11 protein-coding genes are annotated in these 12903 nt (G+C 61.8%); 3 read left to right on the top strand and 8 right to left on the bottom strand.

Going from position 1 to position 12903, the window contains the following annotated elements; all coding sequences use genetic code 11:
* Positions 1 to 234 precede the first annotated feature (234 nt).
* Together ACZCWR_RS32920 and ACZCWR_RS32915 are read left to right on the top strand one after the other, a co-directional pair.
* A complete protein-coding gene (locus ACZCWR_RS32920; RefSeq protein ID WP_487306266.1) occupies positions 235 to 1398 on the top strand; it encodes a porin in 1164 nt (387 codons plus the stop codon).
* Positions 1399 to 1423: 25 nt separating this feature from the next.
* On the top strand, positions 1424 to 1768 hold the full coding sequence (locus ACZCWR_RS32915) for a BON domain-containing protein (protein ID WP_487306265.1): 345 nt from the start codon (positions 1424 to 1426) through the stop codon (positions 1766 to 1768).
* Between the two features lie 828 nt (positions 1769 to 2596).
* On the opposite strand, the gene ACZCWR_RS32910 is transcribed toward ACZCWR_RS32915, so the two are convergent.
* The 7 genes from ACZCWR_RS32910 to ACZCWR_RS32880 all read right to left on the bottom strand — a co-directional run bounded on the left by ACZCWR_RS32910 (position 2597) and on the right by ACZCWR_RS32880 (position 10831).
* Positions 2597 to 4018: an aldehyde dehydrogenase family protein gene (locus ACZCWR_RS32910; protein WP_487306264.1), complete on the bottom strand. Its 1422-nt coding sequence runs from the start codon at positions 4016 to 4018 to the stop codon at positions 2597 to 2599.
* 21 nt (positions 4019 to 4039) lie between these two features.
* Positions 4040 to 4951: a TauD/TfdA dioxygenase family protein gene (locus ACZCWR_RS32905; protein WP_487306263.1), complete on the bottom strand. Its 912-nt coding sequence runs from the start codon at positions 4949 to 4951 to the stop codon at positions 4040 to 4042.
* Between the two features lie 43 nt (positions 4952 to 4994).
* A complete protein-coding gene (locus ACZCWR_RS32900; protein WP_487306262.1) occupies positions 4995 to 6674 on the bottom strand; it encodes a GMC family oxidoreductase in 1680 nt (559 codons plus the stop codon).
* Between the two features lie 30 nt (positions 6675 to 6704).
* Positions 6705 to 8027 (bottom strand): MFS transporter, encoded by a 1323-nt coding sequence (locus tag ACZCWR_RS32895; RefSeq protein WP_487306261.1) that lies wholly within the window; start codon positions 8025 to 8027, stop codon positions 6705 to 6707.
* Between the two features lie 178 nt (positions 8028 to 8205).
* The gene (locus ACZCWR_RS32890; RefSeq protein WP_487306260.1) at positions 8206 to 9177 is read right to left on the bottom strand and encodes a 3-hydroxyacyl-CoA dehydrogenase; all 972 of its coding nucleotides are present in this window, start codon (positions 9175 to 9177) and stop codon (positions 8206 to 8208) included.
* 21 nt (positions 9178 to 9198) lie between these two features.
* The gene (locus ACZCWR_RS32885; protein WP_487306259.1) at positions 9199 to 9960 is read right to left on the bottom strand and encodes an SDR family NAD(P)-dependent oxidoreductase; all 762 of its coding nucleotides are present in this window, start codon (positions 9958 to 9960) and stop codon (positions 9199 to 9201) included.
* A 193-nt stretch (positions 9961 to 10153) separates the two neighbouring features.
* Positions 10154 to 10831, bottom strand: coding sequence for an MFS transporter (locus ACZCWR_RS32880; protein ID WP_487306258.1), 678 nt, complete (start codon positions 10829 to 10831; stop codon positions 10154 to 10156).
* 101 nt (positions 10832 to 10932) lie between these two features.
* On the opposite strand from ACZCWR_RS32880, the gene ACZCWR_RS32875 reads away from it, so the two are divergent.
* Positions 10933 to 12039, top strand: coding sequence for an IS5 family transposase (locus ACZCWR_RS32875; RefSeq protein WP_487302694.1), 1107 nt, complete (start codon positions 10933 to 10935; stop codon positions 12037 to 12039).
* Positions 12040 to 12168: 129 nt separating this feature from the next.
* Here the strand turns inward: ACZCWR_RS32875 and ACZCWR_RS32870 are convergent, their stop codons facing one another.
* A complete protein-coding gene (locus tag ACZCWR_RS32870; RefSeq protein ID WP_487306257.1) occupies positions 12169 to 12885 on the bottom strand; it encodes an MFS transporter in 717 nt (238 codons plus the stop codon).
* Between the last annotated feature and the right edge of the window lie 18 nt (positions 12886 to 12903).

Below are 12903 nucleotides of genomic sequence, written 5' to 3'. Positions count from 1 at the left end.
CCGCCTTTTTGCGCCAAGCGGGGCGGCCTTGCAGCGCTCGGGGTATTCCCGTGCCCCCTCCGTTCGGGTAGTTGCTCGGTCGGGCCATCCCTGCAAGATGTAATCGCAACGAAAGAGACGCCGATCTCGATCCCGAACGCCGGCAGGTGTGACGGGTGCGTTGGCCGGGGAGCATCGTCAACATTTTGCATTGCTCATGTTCTCCGGATTCGGCAACACCAATAGGAGACATGCATGCGTTTCAGGATCAGGCCCGTTTGCGGGGCCGTGTTGATGCTCGCCGCCGGGGTCGCGTCCGCCCAGTCGAGCGTGACCTTGTACGGGGTAGCGGACGTCTTCGTTCAGTATCTCGATAATGGCGGCAAACATTCGTATTCCGAACGGAGCGGCGGTTCGACCGGTTCGCTGGTCGGATTGAAAGGCTCGGAAGACCTCGGCGGCGGACTGAAAGCCGTGTTCGATGTGGAAAGCGGCTACAACATCAACAACGGTTCGTACTTCGCGGACAGCACCGCGATGTTTTACCGGCAATCGTGGGTCGGGCTGAAACACGACAAGTACGGCCAACTGAGTTTCGGGCGTCAGTATCAGCCGAGCTTCTGGGCGGTGTATTTCACGGACCCTTTCCGTGGCAACGAAGTGATGTCGCCGCTCGCCGCCGCCGATCTCGCGGGCGCGACCGATCGTTCCACCATCGCCACGCAGTATGTGTCCGGGCGGACCAGCAATTCGATTGTGTATCAGTCGCCCGATGTGAACGGCTTCAAGCTCTTTGCCATGTATGCGTTCGCCGCCACGGTGACGCAGCCGGTGAACATCGCGTCGGGCAACATGCTCGATCTGGCGGCGAGTTATTCGGGCTATGGCTTTTACGCGGGCGTCGGCTATCAGTACCAGCACGGCGCGAAGGAAAGCGCCCCGCTGGTGCCGACCGCGCCTTCGTTGCTGGTGAGCTTTCCGTTGATGGCGACCGAGCATTTAACGGGTGCGCTGGCGTATCGGCTTGGCATCGTGAACTTCCAGTTCAACTATTCGTATAACCGTCCGAAGGACGTGCCGCAAGGCGCGGTGGTCAACGTCACGCCTGCCTTGAGCTTGCCGCTGGCGTCGCTGGTGCATTCGTACAGCATCATGGAACTGGGCGCGACCATTCAGGCTACGCCGTTCGATGTCATCGAGATTGCTGGCATTCAGCGCAGCGTGCGGGGCGTTCACGATAACAACATCGGCGTTGAAGTGGGCGTCGATCACAATCTTTCGAAGCGCACGAGTCTGTATATGCGCGCGGGTTATGTGAAGAACAATGGAAGCGGCAACATGAGCTGGCCGGGTGTGACGGGGGTGGCGGCCGGGTCGAAACAGGCGCTTGGCGTGGTTGGTATGACGCATCGCTTCTGAAGACGAATACGACGAGGAAATTTTGATGGGAACGATTAGAACGATGCGGGTTTTATTGCTCGCTGTCGCTTTGTGTGTGGTTTCTGGTGCTTATGCGCAAGGGAGTGAGGTTGCGGCGGCGGCGTCATCCGTATCTGATGCAAAGGCGGGCAAGGCGGCCGATCGCGCGTTGCAAAAGAACGTGCTGCGTGCGTTGAGCAAGACGAAGGATCTGCGGGTGGCGGGGATTACCGTTCGTGCGCATGATGGTGCGGTGATTCTCGAAGGCATGGTGCCTGAAGAGGCGCAGATCGGGTTGGCGACGCAGGCCGCGCAAGGGGTGGAAGGGGTGAAGTCGGTGAGGAATGCGCTCACGTTGTCTACGCTTTGAGTTTGTTTTTTTTTGTGCAAGGGGCTGCTGCTGGTTGGGCTTTTTATGCAGTAGCCGCCTCCCCGGCGGGGGGGTAACTTTCTTTGCTGCTGCAAAGAAAGTCACCAAAGAAAGCAGCTTTTTACCCCATGCACGATGGCTGGAGAGGGTTGGTCTGGATTAATGGATGCAGTGGCCGCAATAGGGCTTGCCACGCATAACTTGCCGCTTAGGCAACCTGGCGATTTCGCGCTCGATTTCTTTTGCCTCAGTGGACCGCGCTCATTCATTCGGCCATGCGCTGCGCGCGCCGAGAACGTAAGAACGGAATCCCGCAGCGTATCAGCGCCCAGCCACATCACGCTTCCCCGCAAGATTGCTATTCGGTCCTACCTTGGTTAGTGCTCCGACTAAATGATGACTTGCGTTGGTGGGTGCGCTTTGCCCAGAAGCACTTACCAAGGTAGGGCCGAATGGGAGAGGTGCGATGCGGTGTGATGTGACTGGACACTCATACGCTGCGGGATTCCGTTCTAAAGCTCTCGGCGCGCGCAGCGCATGGCCGAAAGAATGAGCGCGGTCCAACGAGCGTAGAGACTTTGAGCGCGTGATCGCTAGGTTGCCTAAGCGCTCGTTATGCGTGGCACGTCCTATTGCGGCCACTGCATCGGTTAATCCAGACCAACCCTTTCCAGCCATCGTGCATGGGGTAAAAAGCTGCTTTCTTTGGTGACTTTCTTTGCAGCAGCAAAGAAAGTTACCCCCCCGCCGGGGAGGCGGCTACTGCAATAAAAGCCCAAACAGCAGCAGCCCCTTGCCCGACATACAGACACCCCAATCCAACAAATCTCACCCCGTCACCGCCTTACACTCCAAAAACTCCAGCAACCCCTCCACCCCACATTCACGCCCATTCCCCGAAGTCTTATAGCCGCCAAACGGCACCGAAATATCCATCATCGCGCCATTAACGCGCACAGACCCCACTCTAAGCCGCGCCGCGACCCGCCGACCCCGCTCCGCATCACCCGTGGCGATATAAGCGGCCAGCCCATAGTCCGTATCGTTGGCGATCGCGATAGCGTCCTCTTCGTCGTCATAGGCGATCATCACCACCACCGGCCCGAAGATTTCCTCACGCGCGATGGTCATCGCGTTATGCACATCCGCGAAAATCGTGGGCCGCGCGTAGAAGCCACGGGAGAGGCCTTCGGGTCTTCCCGCACCACCCGCCACCAACCGCGCGCCTTCTTCCAGACCGACGCGAATCATGCGCTGCACCTTCTCATACTGCGCGCGATTCGAAATGCACCCCATCTTCGTGGCCGGATCGGCGGGGTCGCCGACGATAACCCCGTTCGCCACGGCAGCGGCGATCGTCACGGCGTCCTCATAACGGTCACGCGGCACCAGCATGCGGGTAGGCGCCACGCAGGTCTGCCCGGAGTTGACCATGCACTGAGCGACGCCGCTTGTCACTGCGGCGTTGAGGTCGGCATCGTCGAGAATCAGCAGCGGGGACTTGCCGCCGAGTTCCTGAGCCACACGCTTGACAGTAGGCGCAGCGCTCATCGCGACTTCTATTCCGGCGCGCGTAGAGCCAGTGATCGACACCATGTCCACATCGCGATGTGAGGACAAGCGCTGGCCCACGACCCGGCCATCGCCGAAGATCATGTTGAAGACGCCGGGCGGCGTGCCCGCTTCATGCATGACTTCCGCGAAAATCACCGCGTCGAGCGGAGCGATTTCCGATGGCTTCAAGACGACCGTGCAGCCCGCCGCAAGCGCGGGCGCGACCTTCGCGGCAATCTGATTCAGCGGCCAGTTCCACGGCGTGATGAGCGCGGCCACACCGATCGCCTCGCGCCGCACGTAGCTTTTCTCATGCTGCGTTTCGAACTCGAAATGACGCAGCGTTTCCAGCGCCGCCTGAAACTGCGCGAGTCCGATTGGCGCTTGCAGATGCTTGCACAGCGCGACGGGCGCGCCGATTTCACGACGCACGGCATCCGCGAGATCGTCCAGACGCGCGCGATACCGCTCGATCACGCGTTCCAGCAACGCAATACGCGTGTCCCGGCTCGATGCCGACCACGCCGGAAACGCGGCGCGCGCGGCCGCCACTGCGCGGTCCGCATCCGCTGCGGTGCCCATGGCGAGCGTGCCACTCACTTCCTCGGTGGCGGGATCGACGATATCGATCAGCGTGCTGCCCGCGGACGGTTCGGTCCACGCGCCGCCGATATAAAACGAGTTCAGGATTTTCATCAGGTATCCTTCAGGCCTCATTCAGGCCACGCGAATCGGACGATCGCCGATCACGGTGGCGCGCATCATATGGCGCGGCGCGGGGAAATAATCCTGCACGGCGTAATGCTGGCAGGCGCGGTTGTCCCAGAAGGCGATGGTGTTCGGCTGCCACTTGAGACGCACCTGATACTCGGGCGCCTGCGCCTGACGGAACAGGTATTGCAGCAAGTCCATCTCGGCGAGCTTGTAGTCGAAGCCGACGCGATACTCCTGCGCCGTCACATGCCCATAATTCGACAGATGCGTGGTGAAGGCTTCGTTGACGTAGAGAATCTTCTCGCCCGTTTCCGGATGCACGCGCACCACCGGATGCGTGACGGGCGGAAACTTCTGCCGCATGGCCGGATGTTGTTCTTTAGGCAACGCCGTGCCGAACAGAGGCAGAAAATCGTGCACCGCTTCGAGCTGCGCGATACGCGTCTTGATCTCATCGGGCAGGTTGGCGTAGGCCGCGACCATGTTGATCCAGATCGTATCGCCGCCCACTTCGGGGCACTGCACGCAACGCAGCATGGAACCCATCGACGGAATCTCGCGCCACGAAACATCGGAGTGGTAGAGGTTTTCGCGGCCACGGCGCGTTTCGTTGCGGCCCAGAATCACCAGTTCGGGATGGTCCGGGTGATGCGGAAAAGCCGGATGAATCTCCAGTTCGCCGAAGCGCCCCGCCAGCGCGACGTGTTGCGCCGGTGTAATGTCCTGATCGCGGAAGAACAACACCTTGAATTCGAGCAGCGCGCGGCGCAATGCCCGATAGGTGTCGTCGTCGAGCGGCTCGCGCAGGTCGATGCCGCCAATCGTCGCGCCGATGGTCGGCGTATGGCGTTCGACCGAGAAAGGCCATGCGGCCCGCTCGGTGTTGAAAAGGGATGCGCTTTCTATTGCGTGCATATCGTGCTCCATGTGAAGCTGTCCGAACTATCTCTGTCTGTTTCTATCTGTTCGCGGCGCGGATCAGATCCGCCGCTTTCTCGCCGATCATGATGGCCGGCGCGTTCGTGTTGCCGCCGATCAGCGTCGGCATGATCGAGGCATCCGCCACGCGCAAGCCTTCGATGCCGCGCACGCGCAGGCTCGGATCGACCACGGCTTTTGCATCGATACCCATCTTGCAAGTGCCGACCGGGTGATACACGCTGTCCGCCTGCTTGCGCACGAACGCGCGGATGGCGTCGTCGTTCGAATCGCCGGGGCCGAAGTCGTCGGTGAGCATTTCCTTGCCGCCTGCATTGGCGAGCGCGGGCTGCGCGTAGATGCGGCGCACGATTTTCACGCCCGCAATCAGCGCTTCCATGTCGGCTTCGGCAGTCAGAAAGCGCGGGTCGATGGAAGGCGCATCGCGCATGTCGGACGTTCGCAGACGCACGTGCCCGCGACTCTCGGGCCGCAAAATGTACGCGTGACACGAATAACCGTGCCCGAGCTTCGAGCGCTTCGTGCCGCTGCGGTCGCCGAGCAGCGCCAGCACGAACGCCAGTTGCACGTCCGGCACCGCGAGTTCGCGGCGCGTTTTCACGAACGCGCCTGCTTCCGCGAAATTGGAACTGACCATGCCGGTGCGGTCGCGCCGGTATCGCACGATCTCGGACATGAGCCGCAAGAAGCCGCCCGCCGAATAACCGTAGAGATCCGTTGACTTCACCTGCTTGTTCACGATGACATCGAGATGATCCTGAAGATTCTCGCCGACGCCCGGCAGATCGTGAATCACATCGATGCCATGCTCGCGCAGATGCTCGCCCGGACCAATGCCCGACGCCATCAGCAATTGAGGTGAGTTGAACGCGCCGCAACTGAGCACGATTTCGCGCCGCGCCCGCAAGGTCTGCTCGATGCCCGCGCGAATCACGCGAATGCCACTCGCGCGCTTGCCGTCGAACGTGAGACGCAGCGCCTGCGAATCCGTGAGCACGGCGAGATTCGGGCGGCCGCCGCTGAGACTCGGATCGCGTTGATCGCCGCCATGCAGATACGCGCGCGCGGCGTTCCATCGCTCGCCGTTGTGCTGGGTGACTTGATACAGGCCCGCGCCTTCTTGTTCCGCGCCATTGAAGTCGTCGTTATGCGGATACCCCGCCTGCAACGCGGCATCGACGAAACGCCTTGAAAAAGGGTTCGGCGTGCGCAGGTCGTTGACGTGCAGCGGACCGTCATCGCCGTGCAACGGATCGCCGCGAAAGCGCTGATTGCACTCGCTGCGGCGGAAGTAGGGCAGCACGTCGTCGTAGCTCCATCCGGCGCATCCGGCATTCGCCCAGGCGTCGTAATCGCTGCGATGTCCGCGGATGTACACCATCCCGTTGATCGACGAACTGCCGCCCAATCCCCGGCCGCGTGGCTGATAGGAAGGGCGTCCGTCGAGTTCGGGCTGATGCTCGGTGTAATAGGCGTAATTGCGCGGACCCGCTTTGCGCGCCGTGGCGGCGAGGCCGATCGGCGCCCAGACGCTCAGGTGATGATCGTGCGGACCGGCTTCGAGCAGCGCGACGGTCACCGACGGATCTTCGGCCAGTCTCGCCGCCACCGCGCATCCGGCCGATCCCGCACCCACGACGATGTAGTCATATTCCGCCGCGCCTGCATGGGGCGCGGCGTTTCTCTCAGGTCTAGTCATGGCCATCGTTCGTTCGGGCAGTTCTGTGCTTCAGGCGGTGGCTTGCGCGGCAACGTGTCTGAGCGTCGCAATGGAGCGCTCGGGATGCAGCCAGCGCAGCGCCGCCAGCGCCGCCGCAACCAGCAACACGGCGCTCACGACGAAGCCGAGTTCGTACGCGTGGCTGTTGCCGCCGCCGTGAATCTGCACGATGCGGCCCATCACCGCTGGCGCGATGGCGGCGCCCAGACTCGCCAGCGCCGTGTTGATGGCGACCAGCGCGCCACGTTGACTGTTCGGCACCATCTCCGCGAGCAGGGCGGGCGCGAGGGTGAAGCTCAGGGTCGGCAGCGCGCAGGCAATCGCCAGCAACGCGACTTTCTGAATGGGCGATGCGTTCAGCAGGATCAGCGCGACGAACATCAGCGCGCCTGCGGTGGCGCTCAGACAGAGCGGCCGGACCCGCGCGCGCCGGCTCGATGCGCCGCGCGCCAGCATGCGCTGCGAAAGCGCGCTCAGCGCGAGATTCACGGGTGTGGCCGTGGCGACGACGGCGGCGAAGCATCGGCCTGCATCGACGCCGGAAAAGCCAAGGCCTTTTTCCAGATACGTGGGCAGCCACGTCAGGCTAAGGCCGAGCGTCCAGTAGGCGGTGAAGCCGAGCGCGAACACGGAAAGCACCGAGCGGTCCGTGAGGATTCGCCGATACGGCAGCCGTGGCGCCGAAGCGTCCGCACCACGCGTCGAGCGTTGACCGTCGAGTGGCCCTTCGCGCCCGATGCACAGCCAGAGCAGGCACCAGATCGCGCCGATCGCGCCGAGCAGCACGAAATTCATGCGCCAGCCCCATTCGCGCGTCACGAGCGGAATCATGATGCCCGCGAGCAACATGCCAGCGGCGGCTCCCTGCGTGATGACAGCGACCGGCAGATTACGCTTGCGATCCGGAAACCATTTGAAGAGCGCATGCACGGAAACCGGAAACGCCGGGCCTTCCGCCGCGCCGAGAATGACGCGGCAGAGCAGCAAACCGATCACGCTCGTCGTCAGCGCTTGCGGTACTTGCAGGACCGCCCACACGAAGCCCATTGCGAGCAGGAGCCAGCGCGTGGGAATGCGGTTGGAGATGAATCCGACGACCACGGTGGACGCCGAGAACAGCCAGAAGAAGCTGCCCGCAACCAGCCCGTATTGCTGCGGCGACAGATGCAGTTCCGCCGTCAGCGGCACGGCGACCAGCCCGAGCACGATCTTGTCGAGGAAATTGATCAGAGAAAGGACCATGAGCATGACGGTCATGGTCCATGCGGAGCGCGGCTGGAAATCGGGCGAAGGCCTCGTGTCGAAACTGGCCGCGTGGCGCCTTGATTCCATGCTTGTCTCCTGAGTGCTTCCCGGCCATGCGGCGTGCGCTGGCGGGTTATCGCTATGACGGGTCTCGTAACGTCACGGTAATGCCTCGGAGGGAGTGGGAACCTACCCGGAACAGGTGGGGGAGGGAAAACCTTGGGGTGCTTGGGTGTGATTTCAGCGATACATCGAGAATTCGCGACTAACGATCTTCGCCGCCACCGTTCGCATTGCGGCTCGCGGCGAAGCGCATCAACCGTTCGTCGCGCCAGTCGCGGCGCATGGCGAGTCGATCCTCCGGCAAGTGCTGACGGCGGTCCGCTTCCACGCGCGCGATCAGTTCGTCATCCCAACCACCGTCTTCCGTGCGCGAACGCGTGATCGAATGGTAGAGCGGCCCGAGCCGCCGCGCGTAGTCCGCGACGCCGCCCGGCGCGTTCAGATCGATGGTTTCGAACGGCCCCATGAACGACCAGCGCCAGCCGAGCCCATCGCGCACGGTCTTGTCGATGTCCTCGCAACTCGCGACGCCATCGCGCTGCAAGGCCCACGCTTCGCGCAGCAACGCCGCCTGCAATCGGTTCAGCACGAAGCCTTCGATCTCCTTGCGCACATGCACCACGCTCTGGCCGATGCCACGCATGAGTTCATCCGCGAAGGCCACCGTATTCGGCGATGTCTGCGACGACGGCACCAGTTCCACCACCGGCACGAGATAAGGCGGATTCACCGGATGCGCAATCAGCACGCGCGGCGAAATGCGCAGATCGAGCGCGAAGTCGGATGCCTTGATGCCCGAACTCGAACTGCCGATGACCACATTCGTATCGGCGACGGCATCGAGTTCTTCCATGAGACGGCGCTTGACGTCCACGCGTTCCAGCACGGATTCCTGCGCGTACGCGACGCCATCGAGCGCTTCCGCAAGCGAACCGGCAAGCGTAAGACGCGCGGCGACCTGCGCGGGTTCTTCATCGATCAAGCCATGCCGATGCAGCGCTTCGAGTTGATTGAGCGCCCATGGCAGCGCGGCGGCAGCGGTGCTTTGATTGGAATCGTAGACGCGCACTTTGAGGCCCGCGCGCGCGAACGCGATGGCCCATCCCGCGCCCACGAGTCCCGCGCCGATCACCGCGACAGGCTTATCGAATGGAATCCCCGTTTGCTTCGTCATCTTTATTCTCCGAATTATCGTTCAGGCGGCCGTCCAGCCGCCGTCGAGCATGAGCGCGCTGCCGGTCATCAATGTCGATGCATCGCTTGCCAGAAACACGACCGCGCCCATCATTTCTTCCACACGGCCCACGCGCCCGAGCGCGATGCGCGACGTGACCCATTCACGAAAGCCGGGCTTCTCGAACATGGGGGCCGTCAGCGTTGTTTCGATGAACGTCGGGCACAGCGTATTCACGCGGATGCCGTGCGGCCCGAGTTCCCACGCGAGCGCTTTCGTCATGCCTTCGATCGCGTGTTTCGACGCGCAATACACGGTACGCCCCACACTGCCGACATGGCCCATCTGCGAGGACACGTTGATGATCGAGCCGCCTTTGCCCTGCTTAATCATGCCTTTCGCGATGGCGCGCGACATATAGAACACAGCCTTTACGTTGAGATCGAACACGGCGTCGATGTCTTCGTCCGGCGTATCGACGAGCGGCTTCGGGCGGTTCATGCCCGCGCAGTTCACGAGGATGTCGCAGGGACCGTGATCGTCGATGGCCTGATCGATGGCGCGTGCATCCGTCACGTCGAGCACGATATGGCGGCTCTCGCCGCCGGCGTCGTCGATTTGCTTGCATGCGTGCTTCAGTTCGTCGGCGGAGCGCGCGACGAGCGTCACGCGCGCGCCTGCTTCTGCAAGCGCCGCAGCGGCCGCAAGCCCGATGCCGCGTCCGCCGCCCGAGATCAACGCGGTCTTGCCGCTCAAAGAAAAGCTCGGCGTTTTTGGCAGCATGCGTGCTCCGGTGGTTGGCTGGCTGGGAGGCAAGCGTATCGACGCGCGTGTCGCATCGCTTGCATATCTGTTATGCAGACCGTGAAAGTAGCAGAAGTTCAAAATAATAACGACAAGACCTGAGACGTGCCGATAAAGGCAGTCTGTCACGCGCCGCGACGCTGCCCGGCGTGTCTGGCGCGCGGTGGAGTGATCAGAACCGGGTCAGTGCATCGGCGGGAACGGTGTCGTCTTCTTCTCGAACGGATGCCGCCTGTCCACGCCTGAACGTTGCCGCAGGAATCGACAACACGAGCACACCGGTACACAGCAGCACGATGCCGAGCGCGAACGTGCCGTTGTTGATGTTCCCCGTCATGCGTTTGACGACGTCCGTAATCATTGAACCCGCAATGCCCGACAAGCTGCCGAACGAATTGATCATCGCGATGCCCGCAGCCGCCGCCGTGCCCGACAACAGACTGCCGGGATACGTCCACACGACCGGCGTCAGCCCCAGCACGCCCGATGCCGCGATGCACAGGCAGAAGATCGCCACCGGCACATTCCCCGCGAACACCGCGCTCAGAATCAACCCCGCGCCGCCGATGAACGCGGGAATCGCGCCATGCCAGCGGCGCTCGCCGGTCTTGCTCGAATGCCACGCGTTGAAGACCATCGCGAGGAACGCGAAGAAGAAAGGGATGGCGGTCAGCAAGCCGATGTGGAACGTATCCTTCACGCCCGATTCGCGCACGATCGATGGCAGCCAGAACGACAGCCCGTACCATCCCGTTGCATACGTGAAGATGATGCCCGCCACGATCCACACGCGATAGTCGCGCAATGCCGCGCCGAATTCATAGGACTTGTGCGCACGTTCCGCGCTCACGTTGTTTTCTAGCAGCCTGTTGAAATACCCTCCTCCCGAGTCATCCATACGCAAGGCAGAAACGTTGATCTAAAGAATCGAACGACACAGAGACCAAAGCGATGCGCGGCCCCGACGGCTATACCGAATCGATGTTTACGATGTCCAGACTGGACGATTTCGTTCCGGCCAATCATCCGCTGCGACCCATTCGCTTGTGGCTGAACGAGGCGCTCACGCGCATGGACGCGGTGTTTTCGCGCATGTACGAGAGCGAGGCCAAGGGCGGTCGCCCGAGCATCGCGCCGGAGAAACTGATACGCGCGCTGTTGTTGCAGGTGCTGTATTCGATTCGCAGCGAACGCATGCTGATGGAGCAAATCTCTTACAACATGCTGTTTCGATGGTTCGTCGGACTGGCGATGGACGATGCGGTCTGGGACCACTCCACCTTCAGCAAGAACCGCGACCGGCTGATGGTCCACGATGTCATGGTCAGCCTGTTCAACGAGACTGTCGAGACGGCGCGCGGGCGAGGTCACCTGTCGGGCGAGCATTTCAGCGTCGACGGCACGCTCATTCAGGCGTGGGCGGGGCACAAGAGTTTCGTGCCCAAGACGAAACCGGATGACGATTCGCCGCCTGAGGGCGGAGACGGCTCGCAGGAGAACTGGCGCGGCGAGAAACGCAGCAACGACACACACGAATCCAGCACGGACAATCAGGCACGACTGTTCCGCAAGAGTCGTGGCACGGGCGCGGTGCTTTGCTACATGGGTCACGTGCTGACCGATAACCGGCATGGTCTCGTGGTCAACGCGCAGGTCACGCAGGCCAGCGGCACGGCCGAACGCGACGCTGCCGCGCAGATGCTTGCGGATGCTGCGCAATGTGCCGGTACGACCATAACGGTCGGTGCCGACAAGAACTACGATACGGCTGGCTTCGTGGCGACGTGTCGCGCGAACAACGTGACACCGCACGTGGCGCAAAACGATGCACGCGCGGGCGGTTCCGCGATCGACGCTCGAACCACGCGATGGCCCGGCTATGCAATGAGTCAGTGCAAACGCAAATGCATCGAGCAGGTGTTCGGATGGGGCAAGACCGTCGGGCGGATTCGGCAGGCGATGTATCGAGGTCTGAAGCGAGTCGACCAACTTTTTCTGCTGACTCAGGTGGCGTACAACTTGACCCGCATGCGAACGCTTGCTGCTCGGGCAGCTTGAAAACGTAAGCGAGAAGCAAAGCGGCATTGGCAGCAGATGAATCAAAGAAAAGTTGGCGTCAATTCATTTGAAACACTGCATCGTGCTAGCTCTTGCGGATAAACGAGCGCGCGTTCATTCAGGGATATTTCAACGGGCTGCTAGTACGCGCTTTTCCGCTTCGGTCAGCCAGGTCGCATCGCGGATCTTGTCGGTCAGGCCGAAGAACACCACAAACGCCAGCACGATGGCGGGCAAGCCTTCGATGGCGAGCATCCATTGCCAGCCGCTGTAGCCGAGCACGCCATGCGAGTGTTGCATCAACCAGCCGGAGAGCGGACCACCGAACATGAGACTCGTGGGCAACGCGAGCAACAGGCCCGAAGTCACTTTGGTCTGCCGGTCGGAAGGAAACCAGTAATTGATGTAGAGAAGCATGCCGGGATAGAAACCCGCTTCGCAACATCCGAGCAAGAGCCGCAGGATGTAGAACATCGTCGCGTTCTGTACGCCGAACACATGCGCGAGTTCCGCCGTGAACATGGTGCCTGCGGAAATGAGGCCCCATGTCAGCATGATTCGCGCGATCCACTTCCGCGCGCCGACCTTGTGCAGCACGATATTGCTCGGAATTTCCAACGCGATATAGCCGACGAAAAACATGCTCGCGCCGAGCGCGAACGCCGAGTCGCCGATCTTCAGATCGCCCAGCATTTGCAGCTTCGCAAAGCCGATGTTGACTCGATCGAGAAAAGAAAACAGGTGGCAGAGAAAGAGAATCGGCGCGATGCGCCATAGGAGCTTGCGATACAGCTTTTCCTGGTCGATGGCTTGCGTGTGCGCGCCGTCGATCGCGTCGATGCTCATGGGCGTCTCCTACCCTGA

The sequence above is a fragment of the Caballeronia sp. A2-2 genome, from assembly GCF_057612605.2.
The sequence above is the reverse complement of the archived record's forward strand: the minus strand, read 5'-3'. Positions and strand labels throughout refer to the sequence as shown.